This is a genomic window from Fodinicurvata sediminis DSM 21159 (assembly GCF_000420625.1).
In the GTDB taxonomy this organism is placed as follows: Bacteria; Pseudomonadota; Alphaproteobacteria; order Kiloniellales; family DSM-21159; genus Fodinicurvata; species Fodinicurvata sediminis.
In genome coordinates this window covers 71,965-93,404 of record NZ_ATVH01000018.1, presented here as the reverse complement: position 1 = coordinate 93,404, position 21,440 = coordinate 71,965, and the positions used below count along the sequence as shown (strand labels likewise).

Annotated in this window: 23 protein-coding genes; 7 read left to right on the top strand and 16 right to left on the bottom strand. The window is 57.7% G+C overall.

From position 1 onward, the window contains the following. Window positions 1–102: 102 nt before the first annotated feature. From dctP to panB, 3 genes are all read right to left on the bottom strand, one after another. Window positions 103–1,182, bottom strand: coding sequence for a TRAP transporter substrate-binding protein DctP (gene dctP, locus G502_RS20680; protein ID WP_022729615.1), 1,080 nt, complete (start codon window positions 1,180–1,182; stop codon window positions 103–105). Window positions 1,183–1,468: 286 nt separating this feature from the next. Continuing rightward, window positions 1,469–2,176: a GntR family transcriptional regulator gene (locus G502_RS0115600; RefSeq protein WP_211217848.1), complete on the bottom strand. Its 708-nt coding sequence runs from the start codon at window positions 2,174–2,176 to the stop codon at window positions 1,469–1,471. 74 nt (window positions 2,177–2,250) lie between these two features. After that, window positions 2,251–3,117, bottom strand: a complete 867-nt coding sequence (gene panB / locus G502_RS0115595; protein WP_022729613.1) for a 3-methyl-2-oxobutanoate hydroxymethyltransferase — start codon at window positions 3,115–3,117, stop codon at window positions 2,251–2,253. A 77-nt stretch (window positions 3,118–3,194) separates the two neighbouring features. Here panB and G502_RS0115590 point away from each other — a divergent pair, with 77 nt between their 5' ends. Beyond that, on the top strand, window positions 3,195–3,656 hold the full coding sequence (locus G502_RS0115590; protein ID WP_022729612.1) for a hypothetical protein: 462 nt from the start codon (window positions 3,195–3,197) through the stop codon (window positions 3,654–3,656). A gap of 238 nt (window positions 3,657–3,894) precedes the next feature. Here G502_RS0115590 and G502_RS0115585 read toward each other — a convergent pair whose 3' ends face one another. Next, entirely contained in the window at window positions 3,895–4,389 is a 495-nt protein-coding gene (locus tag G502_RS0115585; protein ID WP_022729611.1) for a hypothetical protein, read from the bottom strand. A gap of 91 nt (window positions 4,390–4,480) precedes the next feature. Between G502_RS0115585 and G502_RS20675 the strand changes: the two genes are divergently transcribed. Then, window positions 4,481–5,368, top strand: coding sequence for an aminotransferase class IV (locus tag G502_RS20675; RefSeq protein WP_022729610.1), 888 nt, complete (start codon window positions 4,481–4,483; stop codon window positions 5,366–5,368). 46 nt (window positions 5,369–5,414) lie between these two features. Here the strand turns inward: G502_RS20675 and G502_RS0115575 are convergent, their stop codons facing one another. From G502_RS0115575 to nthA, 6 genes are all read right to left on the bottom strand, one after another. Beyond that, window positions 5,415–6,131, bottom strand: a complete 717-nt coding sequence (locus G502_RS0115575) for an SDR family NAD(P)-dependent oxidoreductase (RefSeq protein WP_022729609.1) — start codon at window positions 6,129–6,131, stop codon at window positions 5,415–5,417. An 87-nt stretch (window positions 6,132–6,218) separates the two neighbouring features. Further along, the gene (locus tag G502_RS0115570; RefSeq protein WP_022729608.1) at window positions 6,219–6,740 is read right to left on the bottom strand and encodes a gamma-glutamylcyclotransferase family protein; all 522 of its coding nucleotides are present in this window, start codon (window positions 6,738–6,740) and stop codon (window positions 6,219–6,221) included. A 75-nt stretch (window positions 6,741–6,815) separates the two neighbouring features. Then, window positions 6,816–8,048 (bottom strand): YeeE/YedE family protein, encoded by a 1,233-nt coding sequence (locus tag G502_RS0115565; protein ID WP_022729607.1) that lies wholly within the window; start codon window positions 8,046–8,048, stop codon window positions 6,816–6,818. 205 nt (window positions 8,049–8,253) lie between these two features. Next, window positions 8,254–8,640, bottom strand: a complete 387-nt coding sequence (locus tag G502_RS20670) for a nitrile hydratase accessory protein (protein WP_022729606.1) — start codon at window positions 8,638–8,640, stop codon at window positions 8,254–8,256. Next, window positions 8,630–9,289, bottom strand: a complete 660-nt coding sequence (gene nthB, locus G502_RS0115555; protein ID WP_022729605.1) for a nitrile hydratase subunit beta — start codon at window positions 9,287–9,289, stop codon at window positions 8,630–8,632. The genes G502_RS20670 and nthB overlap by 11 nt, the downstream gene beginning before the upstream one ends. Beyond that, window positions 9,286–9,918 carry a nitrile hydratase subunit alpha gene (nthA, locus tag G502_RS0115550; RefSeq protein ID WP_022729604.1) on the bottom strand — a complete coding sequence of 211 codons (633 nt, stop codon included), beginning with the start codon at window positions 9,916–9,918 and terminating at the stop codon, window positions 9,286–9,288. Before nthA ends, nthB begins: the two co-directional genes overlap by 4 nt. Window positions 9,919–10,110: 192 nt before the next feature. Here nthA and G502_RS0115545 point away from each other — a divergent pair, with 192 nt between their 5' ends. From G502_RS0115545 to G502_RS20665, 3 genes are all read left to right on the top strand, one after another. Next, window positions 10,111–10,557 carry a hemerythrin domain-containing protein gene (locus G502_RS0115545; RefSeq protein WP_162140995.1) on the top strand — a complete coding sequence of 149 codons (447 nt, stop codon included), beginning with the start codon at window positions 10,111–10,113 and terminating at the stop codon, window positions 10,555–10,557. Beyond that, window positions 10,558–11,169, top strand: a complete 612-nt coding sequence (locus tag G502_RS0115540) for a YqaA family protein (RefSeq protein WP_022729602.1) — start codon at window positions 10,558–10,560, stop codon at window positions 11,167–11,169. A gap of 167 nt (window positions 11,170–11,336) precedes the next feature. Beyond that, the gene (locus G502_RS20665; protein ID WP_022729601.1) at window positions 11,337–12,797 is read left to right on the top strand and encodes an alkaline phosphatase D family protein; all 1,461 of its coding nucleotides are present in this window, start codon (window positions 11,337–11,339) and stop codon (window positions 12,795–12,797) included. A gap of 7 nt (window positions 12,798–12,804) precedes the next feature. Here the strand turns inward: G502_RS20665 and G502_RS0115530 are convergent, their stop codons facing one another. The 5 genes from G502_RS0115530 to G502_RS0115510 form a co-directional block, all read right to left on the bottom strand. After that, window positions 12,805–13,563, bottom strand: a complete 759-nt coding sequence (locus G502_RS0115530; RefSeq protein ID WP_022729600.1) for an ABC transporter permease — start codon at window positions 13,561–13,563, stop codon at window positions 12,805–12,807. Continuing rightward, window positions 13,560–14,639 carry an ABC transporter ATP-binding protein gene (locus G502_RS0115525; RefSeq protein ID WP_022729599.1) on the bottom strand — a complete coding sequence of 360 codons (1,080 nt, stop codon included), beginning with the start codon at window positions 14,637–14,639 and terminating at the stop codon, window positions 13,560–13,562. The genes G502_RS0115530 and G502_RS0115525 overlap by 4 nt, the downstream gene beginning before the upstream one ends. Further along, window positions 14,636–15,799 carry an ABC transporter permease gene (locus tag G502_RS0115520; protein ID WP_022729598.1) on the bottom strand — a complete coding sequence of 388 codons (1,164 nt, stop codon included), beginning with the start codon at window positions 15,797–15,799 and terminating at the stop codon, window positions 14,636–14,638. The genes G502_RS0115525 and G502_RS0115520 overlap by 4 nt, the downstream gene beginning before the upstream one ends. Window positions 15,800–15,880: 81 nt before the next feature. Next, a complete protein-coding gene (gene osmF / locus G502_RS0115515; RefSeq protein WP_022729597.1) occupies window positions 15,881–16,804 on the bottom strand; it encodes a glycine betaine ABC transporter substrate-binding protein OsmF in 924 nt (307 codons plus the stop codon). Between the two features lie 231 nt (window positions 16,805–17,035). Next, window positions 17,036–17,863, bottom strand: a complete 828-nt coding sequence (locus G502_RS0115510; protein WP_162140994.1) for a LytTR family DNA-binding domain-containing protein — start codon at window positions 17,861–17,863, stop codon at window positions 17,036–17,038. Window positions 17,864–17,954: 91 nt separating this feature from the next. On the opposite strand from G502_RS0115510, the gene G502_RS20660 reads away from it, so the two are divergent. After that, window positions 17,955–18,626: a DUF2306 domain-containing protein gene (locus G502_RS20660; protein WP_022729595.1), complete on the top strand. Its 672-nt coding sequence runs from the start codon at window positions 17,955–17,957 to the stop codon at window positions 18,624–18,626. On the opposite strand, the gene G502_RS0115500 is transcribed toward G502_RS20660, so the two are convergent. After that, window positions 18,616–19,152, bottom strand: a complete 537-nt coding sequence (locus G502_RS0115500) for a 2,4'-dihydroxyacetophenone dioxygenase family protein (protein WP_026989563.1) — start codon at window positions 19,150–19,152, stop codon at window positions 18,616–18,618. The genes G502_RS20660 and G502_RS0115500 overlap by 11 nt on opposite strands. A 592-nt stretch (window positions 19,153–19,744) precedes the next feature. On the opposite strand from G502_RS0115500, the gene G502_RS0115495 reads away from it, so the two are divergent. Next, window positions 19,745–21,409, top strand: a complete 1,665-nt coding sequence (locus G502_RS0115495) for a hypothetical protein (protein ID WP_022729593.1) — start codon at window positions 19,745–19,747, stop codon at window positions 21,407–21,409. The last annotated feature ends 31 nt before the right edge of the window (window positions 21,410–21,440 follow it).

Below are 21,440 nucleotides of genomic sequence, written 5' to 3'. Positions count from 1 at the left end.
GTTCGCTGCAGGAAGCAGCACTATGGTCTGAAAAGGAATAACTGAACAGAGCTTCGGGCGAAGCTCCGTAGAGGCTCCGCCCGAAGGTATACTGTTCAGGCTTTATTCGGCATCAAGGCCAATGGACCGTGTTTCAGGTGAAAGACGGCGATACGTCTCTGCATCGGCCCAAAGCTTTTCGAACTCGCGCTGGGACTCCCAGGCCCGCTTGAACCATTCGTTCTCCGCAGCCTGCTCTGCGGCCCACTCGATTCCGATCTCACGCGCCTTGACCTGGACTTCGGTATCGAGCTCAACGATTTCGAGACCCTCTTCCTCAAAGAACCTCATGGCCTCGGCACTTTCGTGGCCAACCCTCATCCAGGATTTAAGAGTTGTCAGCTCTGCTGCCGTTTCGATCAGTTCACGATCACGCTCGCTGAGACTGTCCCAAACCTCTTGATTGACCTGAAGCTCGAAGGGTGCAACCGGCTGGTGCACGCCTGGCACGATGATGTAATCGGTTACTTCGTAGAACTTGGGATAGGTGTCTTCCCAAGGCGTGCCCCACTCGGTTGCGTCGATGACACCACGCTCAAGCATGGGATAGATCTCATCCCCAGCGGTGGTCACCGGCGAGGCGCCAAGTTCCTTGGCCATATCGATCCAGGCGCCGGCCGTACGCATCTTCAATCCCTCGAGATCCTCGAGAGTCTGCACCTTCTTCCTGGAATTCAGGAAGATCTCTGCGGTTCGGGAAAACAACGGCATGCCAACCACGCCGAACTCTTCCTGTCGCCACTCCTTCCAGAGTTCGACGCCGCCGCCCTCGTAGAGCCAATGCATCATGCGCTCGTCGTCCATGGTGCCGGCAAAACCGCCGAAGACGACAGCCGTTGTATCACGACCCCAGTCGTAGCCCGGCCAAGTATGGCCCATGTCTGCGATACCGCGGCGCACGGAATCGGTCACCTTGAGAGGTTCACCGATGGCGCCACCCTGAAAAACCTCGACCTTCATCCGGCCGTCGCTGAGCAATTCAAGGCGATCCGCGAAAGCCTGGGCACCAATGTCCATGAGGGGACCGCCCCCCCAACCCGTCGCCATGCGCCATTCATAGCTATCCTGAGCCTGTGCGCTGCCTGCCACAGCGGCGACAGCGAAAGCAGCGGCCAGTGATGTCGTCTTCACGATGGAATTCATTGAACTTTGTCCTCCCTTTCCCTTTTCAGAGTTATGCTGCCTGATGATTCTGATGCAGACAGATTAGATATTACTGATATATCTATTGAGAGGTACGCTATTGCAGCTTTGTTTAGACGTCAAGTCACTCCACCCAAGCTTTTTTGATAATTGCGCAACTGCGCTTCACTATAGACAGTATTAATGTATTTAATATATATCTTTACTGGAGACTGCAGATTACACGCAGACGTAGCGCCAAGAAAAACCTGGGCCATACAACATCAAAATGGAATATCAGGATGGTTCAGTAGCGCGTGGGCGCATCCAGGCTGGCGCGCGTAAAGTCTTCGATATAGTCCATGAGATCATCACTGGCCTGAATGGCTTCCTCTTGTTTTCCTTCGGAAATGGCCAAGGCCAGGGATGCGTGAAGCCGCGCACAAAGCGGCAGATCCAGGACCTCCTTGTAGTGCGAATACCAGAAGCGCCTGGAAAGGCTTTGGATCAGACCGATTGCATTGGTGATATATTCATTGCGCGATGCTTCGCAAAGAAGATGATTCAATCGGAGGTCCAGTCGCATGAAGGTGATGTCGTCATCCTCTTCCGCCGTCTTTTTCATGCCCTCGGCCAGTTTCTGGAACTCCTGCTTCTCGCTGGTGCTGGCGCGGCGGGCACTGCAACTCGCCATAAGGCGCTCCAGTTCCCGACGCACTTCCAGCAACTTGAGTTGTCTCGTGACATTGATCTCGGACACCAGAATGCCACGCCGCGGCAATATGACGATCAGACCTTCACGTGAGAGTCGTTGCAGAGCTTCTCGAATGGGTGTTCGGCCGATCCCCAGTTGCTTTGCAAGCTGTGCTTCGGAGAGAACCGCACCAGGGGCCAGTTGTAGAGTTACGATCAACTCCTCCAGACGTTTGTAAGCCTTTTCGGTCAGGCTCTTGCCCTGCTCACTGTCAGTGGCTTCGTCTAGACCCAGTGTCTGCCTCTCTTCGCTCAAGCTCACCTCGTCGCGCTCCTCCAGATGCCTAACCAATCACAACTATGGGCTCAAACTTTTCATCCAGATTCAATTCATTACTAATGCTGCTTGCGCTTTTCAACCATAGTGAGAAAAGATTCGTATTCAGATTCATTTATGCTGTAGGAGTGATCATCATCCGGGAAACTACCGGATTTGACCTCATCCACATACTTCTGCAAGCCATCGACCGCCACTTCCGTCAGATTGGCATAGCGCTTCGTGAACTTCGGCTTGAAGTCGGTGAAGACGCCGAGAAGATCATAGGACAGCAGGATCTGCCCATCCGTTCCCGCACCAGCCCCGATTCCAATGGTCGGGATTTCCAACTGCTCGGAAATGACCTTGGCAATCGTCGCGGGGACAGCTTCGAATTCCAGCATGAAACAGCCTGCATCCTGTATGGCCAATGCGTCCTCGAGAATCTTCATAGCCGCCTCGGCTGTCCTGCCCTGGATCTTGAAGCCGCCGAACATGGCAATGGTGTGCGGTGTCAGGCCAATGTGCGAGGCTGTGGGAATCCCCGCATCGACCAGGGCCTTGAGGATATGCGCCTGGCTCTTGCCGCCTTGGGGTTTCACGGCATCACAGTCAGCTTCCTGCATGAATCGGGTCGCATTGACCAGGGCGCGATCCACAGTGTTGTAGCTCTGATAGGGCATACAGCCGAGCACGAATGTGTTGGGCGCGCCCCGGCGCACGGCCAGAGAATGCATGACCATCATGTCCATACTGGCCGGAATGGTGCTCGCGTGGCCATGGGCCACCATTGCAAGGCTGTCTCCGACGACACAGACATCGACCCCGGCCATTTCCGCCCAGCGGGCCGAGGTGTAATCCGGCACCGAGGTGTAGACCATCTTCTCGCCGGTCTTCTTGGCCTCCCGAATCTCCGTAATGCTGCGCTTCTTTTTATCTGTCGCCACGACAGGCCTCCTCTTGAATTGCTGTTTACTGATAGATGCTTGATATATTAGTAACATGCTTAAAGCTTGCCGCTGCGGTGGTCAAGCTGTCGCTTGGCGATCAAGCCGATGCTGGAAAAACAGCACAGGAACAGAGGATTATCAGGGAACCCTATGAAATGACGTTCGCCCACATTCTGGTCTGGTCATCCAGCGCAGGTGCCGTTCTGGCCTCCTGCCTGCTGGGATTGAACCTTGCCTATTCGGGGCGGCGCATCAATCGCCCCAAAGCTCTTGCCGCCGGTGCCGGGGATTTGCTCGTCCTGTGCCTTGCTCTCGCCGGCATGGTTTCCATAGCCGGGGTTATCTACCTGACGCTGACCTCAAGCACCTGGCCGGTCTTTATCATTGTTTCCGGGCTCGCGCTTCTTGCAGCCCCACTCCTTCATCAGGTTCTTCCCATTCATCTGCGAGACAGACTGGGTGGCGCAGTGGCTCTGGCAGCCTTCTGCCTGTTCATACTGCTCCTCCAGGTATTCTGGATGAGAAACCCACTTTGACGAGGAGACCTCCAGATTTGCCTCTCCAAAGTAAAAGCCCGCCATATCAAGGATATAAGGTTCCGCGCTGAGGTGGATGACAGCAGCAGAAAAGTTGCGAACTCAAGCGGATGAAAGCCTCTCCGGTCATGACCGGAGAGGCTTTTAATTGCTGAAATTGAAGCAAAACACCGGTCAGCTTTCACTTCTGACGTGTAAGACGATACCGAAACACGCTCCTACAACGTAGAACGGCACCTCATCCCCTGTCCTCGACAACACAAATGTGAGCCAGGGCGAGCGCAGGCGTCGTCTTGCCCGGTGGGATCGGCACGGTAATAGTTTCGAATGCTTGCGGTGTACGCTCACTGTAGTGCAACCTTCCATGCAGGCCTGAAACGACGCCTTGCTCCATGACCTTTTGCGCACATCCCAGCAGTGTTTTGCAGAAGTCTGGCCAAGGCGCAAAAACCTGGTTGATGGTCTTGCCGGTTGGTTCCTCGGACAACATCATGCCAATACTGTTCCCCACGACGCGCAGATGGAAATCGTCTCCCTCGCGATTGTAGAGCATGAGACCATCTATGAAGTCTCTGAAATCGAAGGGTATGGCGGCTCGGAACTCTTCCGGTGACTGCTGTGCAAGCCGTTCCTTCGCACGCGTGACGAACTCTAGGTTCCGTTTGTCCTGCGGATGCGCGAGGGGAACGGCCTCGATTGTAGCAACTGTCCCATACGACAGGTGTGCCGACATGTGAATCCTCTATTAGAGAGAATGGAGATGGGGGAATGACAGCAGCATCCTCGAACGAATAAGGTAAGAACCTAGCTTAAGAAAGGTTTTAATGAACATGAGCGGTGTTGCCTATATCCAGGGGAAGTATACACCCATTGAAGAAGCTGGAATCCCTATCGAGGACTGGGGTTTCCTGCATTCCGACGCTACCTATGACGTCGTCCATCTCTGGAAAGGCCGTTTCTTTCGGTTGGAAGACCATCTCAAGCGTTTCGAGGACAGTGTGGCCGGCCTGCGGCTGTCCTGTCCCCACGACAGAGACGGAATTCGTGAGATCCTGAAGGAATGCGTGCAGCGCAGTGGCCTACAGGACGCTTACGTGGAAATGATCTGTACGCGCGGTCTGCCGGCACCTGGCTCGCGTGACCTCAGAACCTGTCGCAATCAGTTCTATGCCTTTGCGGTGCCCTTTATCTGGCTGGCCGATGAGGAACAGCGCACGCGCGGCCTGCGCCTAGCCATCAGTGGCACCGAGCGGATCAGCCCGAAGGCCGTCAATCCGGTCATCAAGAACTATCATTGGCTCGATTTTGTACGCGGCCTTTTCGAGGCTTATGACCAGGGCGCGGAAACAACCGTTCTGGTTGATGGATCAGGCAATGTCATTGAAGGTCCCGGGTTCAACATCTTTGCAATACAGGGCAAACGCCTGACAACTCCGGCCAGTGGCATGCTGGAGGGGATAACCCGACGCACGGTCCTTGAGCTTGCTGCAAGTCGCGGCCTGGACATCGTCGAAGCCCCCTTGCCCGCCGCAGGCCTGCGCGATGCGGATGAGGCCTTCATCAGCAGCACGGCCGGCGGGATCATGCCGATTGGAACAATCGATGGCCGGTCCTTGGGACAGGATACTCCGGGACCGATCACACAGGACCTCATGGACGCCTATTGGGCCCTGCACGATGATCCGGACTTCACCACGCCTGCCTACGAATAGAGTCGGCGGAGCTGGTGAATTTGCCCTGGGTACGAGTCTGCAAAACCTACCAGGAAATCTTGTTTCCGCGATAATCCAGGAAACTTCCATTTTGCGCCACCGTCAGCTCATCGATCACCTTGATCAGGTCGACTGCTGCCTCTTCAGGGGAACGCACATTCAGGCCCTGTTTCGAGAATGGCGCTGTCAAACGCGTATCGACCGTGCCGGGATGTAAGGCAGTACAGATAGCCTCCGGCCACCTGCGGGACAACTCGATCGCCGCCGTTCGAACAAGCTGGTTCAGTGCTGCCTTAGAGGCACGATAGGCATACCAGCCGCCATAGCCGTTGTCCTCGATACTGCCAACCCGTGCAGAGAGTGTCGCCAAGGCAGCCTTGCCTTGGCGTGGCAAGAGTGGCAGCAGATGCTTCATCAAAAGCGCCGGCCCCACAGCATTGACCAGAAAGGAATAGTGAAGGTGTTCCGGTTCGATGTGACGCCAACTCCGTTCCGGGCGATAGGTTTCGTCGTGAAGAAATCCCGTGGCATCTATGACCAGACGAAGGGGCAGGCCACTGTCCGACACCGTCCCGGCCAGGGCGCGAACGGAAGCTTCCTCCACGATATCCACTGCCGGTGAACTGTTGCGCGATACCTTCAGAACGCCTTCAAAGCGCCCTGAAACATCAAGGGCTTGAACCAGCGCGCTACCAATGCCGCCTGTTGCCCCGACGACCAGGGCCAACCCGCCCTCGGGAAAGGATGTCAGATGATTTGCCATTATGAAGTTCCTCTTCTCACAAGAAGAGGAACTGTAGGCCAGGCGATCAAAGGCAATAGCCTGGCGCTTCTGGAAGCGGTTTGGAGGTCAGGTCTCGAGTCCCGAACGGCGCAAGGCCTCGAGCGCCTGCAAGCGCGCGGGACGATCTGGCATGGGATCAACTGTAATGCTGACATTCTCCAGCCATTCCAGAGCATGTGAAGGCAAGCCATGCTGCCGTGCCCCTTCCCTGCAGAGCCGGTGGTACCAGTCATAGGGCTGCAGTCCGTCAAGGATCTGAAGCGGCAGGTAGGTGACGACCGACTGAACCCTGCCCTCCACGAACGACCAGACCTCAAAGCTATCGTCCCGATCATAGCCCTTGCCGACTGCCTCGGCCCGATCGAGTGCGGGCAGGTCGGCCTTGTCCAGACGAAAGAGGACCCCCTGCATACTCGTCTGATGTTGCTGCACGAGACCCGCCTTTGACGATCCATCCAGGGCCGGCTTCACGAAATCCACAGACCAACCTCGTGCTTCTGCGCGCCCGACCGGTTGCGCCGAGGGGCAGCGCGCCTGAAGGCGCGCGGTCAGCATGTTGGAGCCATAAGCAAAGTAAAGGAAGGTCATACCCAACAGTTTACGCAATAGCAGCGCCGGGTCACGAGCAGGTCGCCATGACCCGGCAGCATGAGCCGACCGTTTCTAGGCGCTATTCTGCGGTGTACGTTCAACAACCAGGCCGAACCAGGGGCGCAGGCGCATTCCCAGCCAGTTACCGGCCAAAGCCGCCACGATCCAGACCCAACCATGCAGACTGCCAGATGCAATGCCGCTGAAATAGGCGCCGATGTTGCAGCCGAATGCCAGCCGCGCTCCGTAGCCCAGAAGCAGTCCACCAACGATGGCCGCCACCACGGAACGCCGAGGCAGCTTCCAGATCGGCGCAAACTTGCCCGCAAGACCGGCAGCCAGGAAAGCACCGATGATGATCCCGAAGTTCATCACGCTGGTGATGTCGGAAAAGACCGTCTGCTCCAGAGAGGCGGCGCGACCAGCAGAAGACCAGTACCCCCACGAGGCCACGTCCACGCCACCGGCAGCCAGGGCCTTGCTGCCCCAGAGCGCGAACGCCGAGGTGATGCCCCAGGGCCGTCCTGCCAGCGCGAGGGTAATGAAGTTCAGAAACGCCAGCGCGACAGCGCCCCAGACAAGCGGCCAGGGGCCGCGCAGGAAACGCTGCCAGCCGCGCGCTTGACCGTCTGCACCTTCAAGCAGCTTGCCGTGCCGGCGCTTCTCGAGCCAGATCGTCCCAAGATAAATGGCAACAAAGACTGCCAGGTTTGCGATCAGAGCCGGCAGCCAGCCGAAACTGCCAATCAGTGAAACCGGCTGAAAAGCAGGCTGCTCTTGCCACCAGGGCAGATGATAGGCGCCAAGAACGGAGCCCGCGACGAAGCCGAGCAGGGTGATGACCATACGCGTGCTACCACCGCCGACGGTGAAGAGTGTGCCTGAAGCACAGCCGCCCCCAAGCTGCATGCCCAGCCCGAAAAGAAAGGCCCCGATCACGACCGAAATACCGACCGGAGCAATGAAGCCGGACACTTCGCGACCGAACAGGTCACCTGAGGCAAGGACGGGAAAGAACAAGACGCAAGCCAAGGCCAGCATGATCATCTGTGCACGCAAACCTGCGCCGCGTCGATCGGAAAAGAACACGCGAAAAGCCGAAGTAAATCCGAAGAGCGCATGATAGAGCACCAAACCCAAGGCGCCCCCCACCAGGAACAACCAGGCCTGACGTCCATCGATCACTTCGTTCAGGAAAATTATCCCCAGAAGCAGTAAGGCCAGTCCGGACGTGACGATCCGCAGGTCTACGGCACGCAGCGGCGCGACAAAATCACCCGCACCGCCCAGAGTGATATTACTCATGGTATATACTCTTTATTAACTGTGAAATATTATATTAACTCAATTATTATGAATAATTTTTCACAGATCAACATATTTCACTACATAAAAGCGCAGTTTATGCACTTTTCTGTCATGCGTACGCTATAAAAAAAGCGAATAATATAATAAAAACAGATTATTAGTAGAATGGCATTAAGGAAAAATAATTACATAGTTATTATGTTTATTTGGTGGATTGATGTAACTCAACTGGCTGCCCGTGCGGCGTGCTGAGATAGGCCTGTTCCCACTCACGACGGCGCTGCTGGAGCAGGTGCTCTGCCATCAGGCCCTTGTCCTGAAGTAACGCCTCCAGGGCCGCAAGCCAGCAGTCATAATAGCGTGCCCCTGACATGTCCGGGCCCTTCAATGTCTCATCCCTGGCTATGGCGCGTCCCAGGGCATCGCTCCACTCCGATCGGGAAAAATACCCGGCCTCCTGAAGGCTGACGGCCAATGCAAAGGCCTGGGCCTGCCAGGGATAGTCAAAGGGCGGTGGGTGCGATTGACTTTGTGACCCCTCACGGCCTTCACTGCCACGATCCTTACCGCCACGATCTTCACTGCGCATCGAGGTGTGGCTCCCATAGGTCAATGTGAACGGAATCCTTCGGCGAGGCCTGGTCGCCCCAAAGTTCGCGCGCCGCAAAACGAACGGTATAGAGATGCTGCGGCTGTTCGCCCTGCCCCATCGCGTGGGCATCGGCGAAGACATGGGCCCCATGATGCAGGACCACTTCGCCGCACTTGTCACGTGCATAGCGTGGCAAGCGGGTATGGCCGGCAGGATGAATATTCCGGGTACGGACAGCGTCGCCGACGGAAAACCGCGGATGCGCCGAGGTCTCACGGACTGTCGGCCCACCCCGCGAGAGGATATCCCGCACCCGCTCGGCCGGAACAGGCGGGTCGCATCGCTCTGAATCCGAGGCCGGCCGCCCTTCTCGCAGTTCCTCGCGAGACAGCAGTCCGTTTTCAACCGCCAGATCAACAAGGGCGGCAATCCAGCGTTCATAGTAGGACATTGAAAGATACGCGGCTGGAGGCAAGGCCTCGCGCGCATACCGCGAACGATCCAGGTTCCAGCGCTGCCATCCGGCAAGCGCCAGGGTCATGGCAAGGACCTTGGCCTCCCAGTCTTCATGAAAAACCGGTTCGTCCTCTTCAATCGGGATGGGGCCAAAGCCGTGCATGCCGCCCATATCGTGCACACCGTTCATTGGCCCGCCCTCCCCGGTTCAATCGCCTTGGCAACACCGATCATGGAATCCCGCGTTACCAAACTGGCCAGCGCCTCTTCAGACCAGTCCTCCGTACCTTGCGGACGTTCAGGCAGGACCAGATAACGCATCTCCGAGGTGCTGTCCCAGACCCGCACCTCGACGTCTTCTGAAAGCTCCAGGCCGAATTCCTTGAGGACGGCACGCGGTTCGCGGACGACCCGTGCGCGGTAGGCCGAGGACTTGTACCAGGCTGGCGGCAAGCCCAGGACAGCCCACGGATAGCAGGAGCAGAGTGTACAGACGACAACGTTCTGAAGCTCAGGGCTGTTCTCCACGACCTTGAGGTGTTCACCCTGGCGGCCGCTGTAGCCCAGCTCCCAGACAGCGGCCGTACCATCTGCAAGCAGGCGCGCATGATAATCCGGATCGCACCAGGCACGTGCCACCACGCGCGCGCCATTCATGGGGCCGACTTCCTCGCTATAGACCTGAATATAGGCCTCGAGCGCGGCCGGATCGACCAATCCCTTGTCCACCAGCAGGGATTCCAATGTCTTGACGCGCAGCTCTGGATCAGATGGCAGCAGACTGTGCGGATGGTCGTGTATGTGATTGTCGCCTGTCATGGAGTCCTCCTTCACAGCCATTCTAGCCGGCAAGGACGGCTCAATTCAAAAGCTTTGCTAGATGTACCGGTAGATGTCTCGATCTTCGAACGACAAGCTTGTCCTTACCCACAGATTGCCTATCTGATGATGCACGCCACCCTTCCAAGCGATATGCCACAAGATCAAGAACAATCATCACAGGAGAGTGCCTTGGATATCTTTGAAGCCATTGAACTGGATCACCAGGAAATCCGCCGCCTGATACATCGCCTCAAGGGCCTGGAGGAGAATGACCGCACGAACCAGGAAAAGGCCTTCGAGGAGCTCAAGGAGCTGTTGCTCCTTCATCACGAAGCTGAAGAACGCACATTCTTCCATGCCCTTCTCGACGACAGAAAAGCCCGGCACGAAGGCATGCACGCCCTGCAGGAGCACGGCGAGCACAAGAAAGTCCTGGAACAGATGGATGACATGCGTCCGGGCAGCGACAACTGGTGGGAACGCTTTGACGAACTCGAACACGATATTCTACACCACCTGGAAGAGGAGGAAGAGGATATCTTTCCGCTCGCGCGCAAGGTCTTCTCGAAACAGGAAGCCGAGGATCTCGGAACCCGCATAGGCCAGGTCAAAGGTGGACTGAATGCGCAGACCTGAATGACATCTTCCAGCCAGCATGATCGCGATGATGTCCAGTCCTGGCTGGATCGCGTCCTCAAATCACGCCATTCGCCACTTGCCATGGGCGGACTCTCCTTCCTGGAAAGCACCGTCCTGGCCGTACCGCTGGAACTGATTCTGGTTCCCTATCTTCTGGCCAACCGTCATCGCCTCTGGTGGATTGCCACGCTGGTGACTCTTGGCTGCCTGGTGGGCGCGCTCTGTGGCTACCTGGCTGGCATGGCGGCCTATAACACCGTGGGCATCTGGATAATCGAGCAGTTCGGTTGGCAGCAGGTCGCACAGGAGTTTGAAAGCGAAATCAGGCAGAACGGTTTCCTGGCAATCCTGTTGGTTGGAATCACCCCCGTGCCTTTCCAGATTGCCATGTTGACGGCTGGCGCCAGTGAATACTCCCTGCCTCTTTTTTTGCTCGCCTCGGGTATCGCCAGAGGCATTCGCTACTTCGGTCTGGCTCTACTGGTTTTTCTTTTCGGAGAGAGGATCGAAGGTCTTCTGAAGAAATGGCGCATACGCAAACGAACCCTGATCGCCATCCTGTTTTTGGTAGCCCTTGTACTGACCCTCTTTTTCACGCTTGCGCCATGACTGGACAAATAGGCTGTCGTTTGATTTGGAAATTCTATATGTCTGTAAAGCTTGGCATAATGACAGTATCCCGAACCGATAGGTATGCATCCCTTTGGGCAAACCTCCATTCCTTGAGCCCGGACCAGGCATTGCGGGAAACACCATGACACCGGATAGAGCCCACCATGCCGACTGAAAGACGCCTGGGTCCCGTTCTCTTTTTCCGGGGTGCAGACAAGGCCGAATGGCATGTCAGGGCATTGATCGGGCTGGACGACGGAATCGACCCCCCAGCGGCCGCAACCGATCTGCAGGAAGCACAGGCGCGGCGGCTGGACTCGCGTCTCGGGATTACCATATGGACCTATGATCTGGTACTGCCGCGCGGGCCCTCCGATCACGAAGCAACCTATCGAATAGGTGGGGCTTCCTGGATCGTAGCCGTTCCGGGACAAGACAGCGGCCTGCACCTCGCTTTCACCGCCTGCAATGGATCTGAATCCGGCGACCTGGATACGCCGGAAGCAGATCGAAACCGGCTTTGGGACCGTTTGCAGGATGCCCACCGCGTCACGTCCTTCCACCTTCTGTTGCAAGGCGGTGATCAACTCTATGCCGATACGGTCTGGCAGAAGGTGCCGGAACTGGCCAGACGCATCCGAAAACAGAAGCCGGACACCTTGGGCCCCCACGTCACACAGGAAACCATCGCTGATATCCAGGATTACTATTTCGATCGCTATCTACAGCTCTGGTCCCAGAAGGAACTCGCGCCCCTTCTGGCCAGCATTCCATCCCTGATGATGTGGGACGACCACGACATCTTCGACGGCTGGGGATCGCATCCCTCCGCGTGGCAGGCCAGCGAACCTTACAAAAGCGTGTATGAAGGTGCGCGCCGCGCCTTTCGTATCTTCCAACTCGGACTGCCTCCCGAAGGCGGTAACGACAGCCAGAGTGATGGCTTCTTCAGCCGCAGCTTGTCACATTTCGGATGGGTCTTCCGCGTGGGAGACACGGGGCTGCTGGCGCCCGACCTGCGCAGCACGCGCACAAAACAGCAGGTCATGTCGCCTGCAGCCTGGCAGGGATTCGAAGCGGCCTTGGACCATCTTGACGGCTGCCGCAACCTGGTTCTGCTGTCTAGTGTCCCGCTCATCAATCTGGACCTGAGCATGCTCGAGCGCCTGATGGTCTGGATCCCACAGCAGCAGGACTACCAGGATGACCTGCGCGACCAGTGGCAATCCTTTGCCCACCGAAGAGAATGGACACGCATGATGAGCCAGCTTTTCGTCTATGCAAAACGCAATGATGCCCGCATCCTGGTTACATCAGGCGAAATCCATCTGGGCGCCTTCGGACGGGCCAGCAACGGAAAACATTTGATCCACCAATTGATCTCCTCGGGAATCGTGCATCCGCCCCCGCCAAAAGCCTTCGCCAGTGCCCTCTCGCTGCTCAGTCGCATCCTCAAGCCATCAACGCGGGGAATACGCACCCACATGCAGGTCATCCCGGGCTTCGGCCGGCGTTATCTGGCGGAACGGAACTGGCTGGAATTGGACCTTCCCTCCCAGGCAGGACCACGGGCGCGCTGGCACGCCGAGGACTCGGGCATCAGCGCCTGGGTAGAGTTGAAGTAACCCCGTCTCAATTCCGATCAACGGAAAAGAAGCGCTCCAGCCTCTCGAAGAACAGGTCGGTCACGATCGCCAGCAGGGCCACCAGGATGGCCCCCTGCAGGACATAGGCGACATTCTGGCTGACAAGGCCGGAGATGATCGGTGTTCCCAGGCTGCGGGCCCCAACCGTGGAAGCTATGGTGGCCGTGCCGATATTGACGATGACCGAAACCCGGATCCCAGCGGTGATTACACGCATGGCAAGCGGCAGCTCGACGCGTGTCAGGATTTCGCGCTTCGACAGGCCCATACCCCTGGCCGCTTCCAGTGTGGCAGAGGGCACTGTCTCCAGGCCCGCCATGGTGTTCTGCACAATAGGCAGCAAGCCATAAAGCGCCAGGGCCACAAGTGCCGGTTTGAACCCAAAGCCAGCCAGGGGCGCCACCACAGCCAGAACAGCCGCTGGGGGAAAGGTTTGCCCAATCGCACTAACAGCCGAAATCACGGGCTTGAATTCCTGGCCGACCGGACGTGTCGCAAAGATGCCAGCACTGACGCCGATGAATACCGAGATCAGGCTGGATGCGGCAACAAGCACAACATGATCGAGCACCAGGTCCGGGAAGCTGTGCCGGTCATAGACCGGATTGTCCAGTCCCGGCAGCAACCATTCAAACAAAGGGGCGGCCTGACCCATGAAAAGCGTCAGCGCAACAAACAGCGCTGCCAACCAGGGGAGCGCGCCTGTTCGCGGCAGGCTGGCTGAAAGGCTGCGACTTCCTATCACGGCCGCTCCATGACCTTGCTCAATCCGACCTCACCCGTAAGGCGGCCGTCTCCATCCACCACAGGCAACCAGCCTGTCTTGCGCCAGACCATGTGCGACAGGGCCTCCTTCAGGCTCATCTCTGGGGTGGCATGACTTTCCTGGCCCAGAGGTCTAAGTCTTCGATCAAGATCATCCTGTCCTCCAGGTGCTTCCGTCAGCAGGCCCTCCACCTGCCCTTCGGGCGAAAGCAGCCACACATGGTCAGCCTGCCCGAACTGGCTCCGGATATTCTCGATCGGCTCACTGCGTGAAATCGAGGCTGCCGGTTCCAGGCGCGTTTCCACCGACTCGCAAGCCAGCATCTTCAGACCCAGGTCGGACTGACCCACGAAATCGAGCACGAAGTCGTTCGCCGGGCTGTTGAGAATTTCTCTTGGGGAACCGACCTGTACCAGGCGACCTTCATCCATGATGGCAACGCGCGAGGCCAGCTTGAGGGCTTCGTCCATGTCATGAGTCACGAACACGATGGTCTTTCCGGTTTCTTCGTGCACGCGCCGCATTTCTTCCTGCAGGGAATCGCGCGTGATCGGGTCCAATGCCCCGAAAGGTTCGTCCATCAGCAACACTTCCGGATCCGCGGCCAGGGCCCGCGCGACACCAACCCGCTGCGCCTGTCCTCCGGACAACTGATGGGGATATTTGTCCCGAAACTGACCGGGATCCAGATGAAACAACGCCAGCAGCGACTCGACCCGCTCGCGCACGCGCTGTGGAGACCATTTCAGCAGGCGCGGCACCACGGCGATGTTCTGCTCGACAGTCCAGTGTGGGAACAGGCCGATGGACTGGATGGCATAACCTATGCGCCTGCGAAGCTCCTCGGCCCGGACAGAGGCGATGTCCTGGCCTTCGATACGAATCGTCCCCCCGGACAGCGGGATCAGGCGATTGATCATCTTCAGCGTTGTCGACTTGCCACTGCCCGATGGTCCGATCAGGACACAGAAATCGCCCTTGCCGACAGAAAGCGTGACGGAATCGACGACATTCTTTCCATCGTAGGTCTTGGTAACCTGGTCGAGCTCGATCATGTGACACCTTTCCGTCGGCTGAGCGAAACAAGAAGCTGAAGCAGGCAGTCAGCAAGGACAGCCAGTATTATAGTGGGAATTGCGCCCAGTAATACGAGATCTATTGCATACTGCCCCAAGCCATTGAAAACGAAGGTCCCCAGGCCTCCGGCACCGATCAGGGCGGCCACAACGGCCAGGCCAATGGACTGGACGACCACGATCCTTAGGCCCGAAAGCAAAACGGGAAGGGCCAGGGGAACCTCGACGCGCCAGAGAATCTGACGTGGAGTCATTCCCATGCCCTGCGCCGCCTCTATGGCAGCCGCCGGAACCTGGGCAAAGCCTGCATAGGTGTTTCGCGCAATGGGCAACAGAGCATAAAGCACAAGGGCGATAATGGCCGGGGTCGCTCCAATCCCTCGAACCCCCAGGTCGCGGAACAATGGGACGGCTTCGCCAAGTGCGGACAGCGGTGCAACCAGCAAACCAAACAGAGCGATGCTGGGCACGGTCTGGAAGACATTCAGCGTACTGAAAAGGCCACTGCGCAGACGCAGCCGGCGCAAGGCCAACACACCCAGTGGCACCCCGATAAGGAGTGCCGGCCCCAGTGCCGAAACCACCAGCATCATGTGCTGGACCAGCTCCCCTGCGAAGGCCTCCTGTCGATTGGCGTACTCCCGCATGATCGACAACTGGTCCAGCGCACCGCTGACAAACATCAGCATCACGGCCGCGAAGGCGAAAAGAGCAAAGAAGACCTGCGTGAAGATGGACCGGGTCATGCGCTGCAGCACATCGATCATCATCAGGCAAAGACAGAAGATCTGGATCCAGAAAGCGCTGCTCAGGGACACACGTGAGGCCGGTCCTGCATCCTCAAGGCTGCGCCTGGCAAAATCCCCGGCTGCGTATATGACCAGCAGTAGGAGGCAGAGACAACAGACAAGCGCGGCATTTCCATTAAGCACAGGTCGCGCGTGCCAACTGACCGCCATACCGATCAGGCAGGCCAGCAGCACCAGGACCCCCACCAGCTGGCCGGTCGTCAGGGCCGTCCAGAAACTGTATGGAGTCCCGGAAACCAGACGATTTTCCGCCAGGTTGGTGAAAGGCAGCAACAGCGTCGCAGCCAGCGCAAGAACCAGCAGGGTTACGATGACACGGTTTGGCTTCATGGAACGCTGAAGACCAAGGTTTCGACGAAACGGGCCAGCGGCTCACTCACTGCCAAAACCTTGGTCCGGAAATGTCGTCCATCAATCCAGGAAATCGTTCTCCTCGAGATAGTCCTGTGCCACCTGCTGCGCATCCAGGCCATCAACGGCTATCTGGGAGTTCAGACCCTGCAGGGTTTCAAGAGTGAGGCTTTCGAATACGGGGTTGAGAAGGTCCGCGATTTCCGGATGGGCATCCAGGACTTCCTGGCGCACGATGGGGGCCGGCTCGTAAACGAACTGCACACCCTTCGTATCCTCCATCACCACCAGGCCAACAGCGGACAGGGCGCCGTCTGTGCCATAGGCCATGGCCGCATTTGCATCATTCATGCCTTCAGCGGCCGCACGAATCGTGGTGGCCGTATTTCCACCGGACAGCTCCAGGAGCTGGTCCCCATCCAGTTCAAAACCATAGGTTTCCTGGAAAGCCGGCAGTGCATTCGGCGTGGTCACGAACTCGGCCGATGCCGCCAGCTTCACCTCACCGCCTTCGGACACCCAGCGCCCGAAATCCTCCATAGTTGCCAGACCTTCTGCCTCGGCCACATCACGGCGTACGGCGATGGCCCAAGTGTTGTTGGCCGGGGCCGGCTGAAGCCAGACGATCCCGTTTTCCTCCAGATCCAGCTCGCTTACCGTTTCATAGGCCTCATCCGCGTTGTTCCAGACATCACTGTCTTCCATGCCGAAGAAAAAGGCACCATTGCCGGTATACTCGGGATAGATATCGATTTCGCCAGCGGTAATGGCTTCACGCACCACGTTCGTTGGCCCCAGCTGGATGCGGTTTTCGACCTCGATCCCTGCATCCTCCAGGAGAACCCGGATCATGTTGCCCAGAAGTTCGCCTTCCGTATCGATCTTGGACGCCACCGTGACACTGTCCTGGGCGACTGCGGATGTTGCGAACCCTGCACTCAGGGTCGCTGCGAAAAGGGCGGTCTTGAAACTCTTGAAAGTCATCCGGATTCTCCCTGTGTTCTTGTCCGGAGAAGGATTTGCCATCTGCGGATCGCCATGCAGCCGATCTGCACAGCTTACTGAAATGGCCTTTAGTGAACTGATTTCCAGTCTAGCCACAGCAAGGCACTCAAACCAGAGCCTTCCTTCAAAAAATGACGGATAGGCCCTCACCTGCGCATGCAAAGGCGTATTCGAACGTGCAAGCCCACTCTTCTGGCCTAGAGGGAGTCGTCACAGAAATCCGCGTTCCTTCAGTCTCGTGCGATAGGTTCGGCCAACGGGGACAAGACGGCCATCAGTCAACCTGAGACGTTGCTGCTGGCCATGTCGTTCCGCACCAGCAACGGCGGCGCTTGCAACCCACCACGAACGGTGGACACGCTGGCCCACACCATCCAGTTCGCGGGCCGCATCCTCCATGCGGCAGAGAATCAATTCGCTGCCTTCGCTGGTATGAACAGCCAGGTAATGATCCTGCATCTCCAGGCACAACAGCTCTCCTTGCAACGGCTTGCTCAAGCGATCGAAGAACAGCGGGGCCTCCCTGTCATCGATTCGCTGACCTGCCACAGGCGCCAGGCCAGCCTTATCGTCACTTTCACGTCGGCTTGCTCTATAGCCCACCATTGAAATCACGGCACACAGCAGAAGCACCTTTCCGTATAGCTCCAGGAGATTGCTGTCTCGAGCCAGGCCGGCAATGGAACTTGCCATGTGAACGACAGCGGTCGCTGGCAGGGAAACCAGGAAACTACCCCCCAGGGGAACAAGCAGATGGCGCCCGGGCAGACTGTCGGAAAGTCGCGTATCTATTTGCCGAATCGCCAGGTCGCACAGCAACCAGTTCAGCGAGACAACGGAAAGCCAATAGACCAATCGAGGCAGGACGGCGATCGCATCGTAGGTGCCAAATGGCCCCAGCACCCCCAGTAAAAGACCGACAGCAACCGGCGGCCCCAGACGCATCAGCCAGCCCCCCTTCCCTTCACGCTTCGCGAATGAACCTGAGATGCCGTTCACGAAATTCACAAGACTTTCCCGCAGCTTTGCTTGAGCCAAACCCTCAACCCCCGGCATTCCCTGGCGCACAGTTCGGCCGCTGCCCATGCGCGCCAATGACCACAGCTGTTGCTTCAAAGGACAAGATGACATGATCGAGTTGCTGCTTGTACCTCATATCCTCTCGGGATTCCTGGCTCTAGGCGCCGCCGGCGTGGCTGTCGCGGCAAACAAGGGAGCACGCCTGCACCGCCGGGCCGGAGCAATCTATGTACTGGCGATGCTGGTCGTATCACTGACGGCCCTCGCATTGGTATTCGTCCACCCCAATGCCTTCCTGTTGGGGATCGGGATATTCAGCTTCTATTTTGTGTTTACCGGTTGGCGGACAGCCAAACAGCGTGACGGAAAAACCCGGCCAATCGATGTTGGCGCGGCGCTCCTCATGACCGTAACATCCCTGGCGATGACAGGTTGGAGCCTCCTGGGCATGTCCGAACCGGGGGGAAGTGACCGTGCGATCATCCTGCTGGTGTTCGGGGCCATCGGATTGAGCATGGCCATCTCGGACCTGCGCCAGTGGCGCAAGGGACCTTTGACCGGTAAGCAGCGCATCGCGCATCATCTGACCCGCATGCTGGGTGGGACGATTGCGACAATCACCGCGGCGGTGGTGGTCAACCTGACCTTCCTGCCCGAGCTGGTCGGCTGGTTGGGCCCAACAGCCCTGATCACACCACTGATCGTCTTGTGGAACATGCGCCTTCTGCGGCCTCGCCGCTCAGCAGAGCGGACGCTCTACACGGCCGCGCCTAGCGAATGAGGCTGTCGGCGTACGCGCGCCCCAAGCCGATGGCTTCATAGTGCCGGGTCGCGTTGTCGAGTTTGGTGAAGACATCCTCGTAGTCGAGCGCGTTGCCTTTCGGATCGACATAGGTATAGCCGCCCGTGACATGAAACAGCGTCACCATTTCATCGACCCCCTCGGGAACGACCAGCGTATGCGTCTCTCCCGGGGGTTCGAATGCATAGTCCCCTTCGCGGGCAACCCAATCGTGCTCCAGGTAGTGCCATTCACCCCGCAAGGTGAAGGCATGCACCGGCCCCGTGTGCCGGTGACGGGACAGGATGCCGGACTGACGGACACGCAGCAGGTTCACATAATACCCCTGACTCACCGAAAGCACGAGAGGACGGAACCAGACGCCATCGGCCTGCGGAACCCAGGCCTCGTCGTTGCCATCCAACGCGAGCGCACCCTGCACGAAGATGTCGGGCACCATCGCCGTGGGCTGGGGCTGCTGATAGGCAGTCTTGCGGCTGTCTCGCGTGTCGGCGCTTGCAGTCATCTCTCCATCTCCCATCGACTCGGTTTCGGTGGCAGGACGACGAATATGCAGAGGCAAAGTCCATTTCACAACCTTGGTTACAAGTATGCCACGCCCCCAAGCTCCTAGCGCCAAGCTATTCCTGTACGCTTCAGGAGATAAATATAAACAATGACTTAGGCGAATCCGTGGCCCTCAGAGGAAAGCCCCTGTAGCTCTGAAATGTAAAGTTTTCTGCGCACTAGAGACTCTGTGGCCTGCCGGACGAGCCAACACCCACCAAGCTTGACCCTGACAGTTCCTGGTATTGCTTCGAATGCGGTGCGACAAACATCACTGGCAGCGAAGATTGGGCCCAAACCGGTCGCCCGCGAGGGTCCGAGCGCACCGCGCATCGTTAGCGCCGGATGCATTCGGCGATCAGCTATTCCTAAGGAAAATGAGGCCGTGATCTTCACTTTCCTGCAAGATCTGTCATGCTGTCACTTATATACACTGTTTCACAGTATATTTGACATCGCACTGTTTCGTAAGCACAATTCCATAAATTTTTATAGATTTTTGTATTGTCTGATCACCATCAACGGCACAGGAGCCGGATGGGAGGATCGTAATGACGCGGACGACGGGCCCTCCAAATGCTGATCTGGCGCAGCGTGGCGATCACCGATGCGCCATGGTGACATCCCGAAGTGAAATCCTGCGAGCGAGTTCGGCGTTTACGCGGCCGCAACGTGCCCTGCGAAGCGCGATCACCATCGCATCAGTTGTCGCCTTGATGGGCGCCGGAACAGTGCCGGCCACGGCGCAAGATGGCGATACGGCTGAAGGGAGTCTGGCTGAGGAATTGGCGTCGGATGCCGCCTCCGAATACGCCCGTGATGCCAAGGAAGGGTTGGATGAACGGCAGGAAAGCGACACCCGCCAGCAGAACCGGGCCGACCAGGAGAGCCGCGAAGACGGCTCGATCCAGGAACGCCAGGAGGAACGTGCCCGTGAGGAAATCAAGGACGCGGTCACCAAAGCCTACCTGAGCGGCGAAGACGGCTCGGAAACCGCTCGTGATGCAGTGAATGACGACAGCTCTTCAGACAATGACGAAGACAAAAAGAACCAGGACAACGACTCCGCCGAGGGTGAAGGCGAGGCCGCATTCGACGTGGCAATCCCTGGGGTCAAGCCGAACTGGGATAGCGATGCGGATATTGAAGAGACAGGCATACCGGGCGCTATCGGCAGCACCGAACTGGGCTGGGGCCCTTACCCCGGTGTTGAGCCCGACATTTATGGAGCCGAGGTTGTCGGGCGGCTAGCCAATCAGGTCATCCCATCAGGACCGATGGGGGAAGCCGGCAATCCAACAGGTGAACTTGGCAAGTACTTAGCTGTGCCAGGCGTTGGCAAACAGAGCGGTAGACGCATCGGTGCAGGTTACGGCGGAATCTTTGGCGGCCTGTCCGGTGTCAAGGCCCCGTCAGGGGCTGAGTCCGGCCGTATGCAGGGCGACGAAACCATTGTTATAACCGACGGCGAGGGGAACATCGTCAACAAATTCAAGGCCAGTGAACTCGATACCATCACAGGAGACGAATACGACTGGGGATTCAACGAGAACACCGGCGAAATAGAGATCACAGCGACGGATAATTCCGGTGACCAAGGCACCGGCGGTGACGTCATGGAGTTTGGAGAAGACGAAGCCGTATCTGGATCGGAGTCAGGTCAGGAGGGCGGTAGCGACGAAGACGAAGAAACGATGGTGTTTGGAGAAGAAGAAGCCGAGGAAGCCCAGTCAGGTGACGAGGATAGTAACGAAAACGATTCAGAGTCGGGGCAAGAGAGCAGTAACGAAGACAATTCAGACTCAGATCAGGAGGACAATAACGAATCCGATTCGGAGTCCGAATCAAATTCCACATCGAGTTCCGATAGCAGCGACGATAGCGAGGAAAAAGACAAGGCCGACAAAGATGAAGGCGATACGTTGCCGGCCCCCGGTCAGCGCGGTGGTCCGCCCTTGACGGAGGGAGAAAAGGAACTTGTCAACCGTTTCGATGATACGGATGAGGATATCAAGCGCGCTGCAAACAACTCAAACACCACGATGCCGGCCCAGCCGGAGGGTGGTAAGATTGATCTCGACTTGCCGTGGAATATCCTAAACCAACTGGACAAGACCACGATGCCGGTTCGGCCTGGCTCCATGCAGCAATCGGCCATGCCGTTGCCGCTGTCGGTCTGGAACCCCGGCTACATTGATCCGCATCGCGGCAACTGATCCCTAGCGGGGTACTAACCAAAGATCGTCC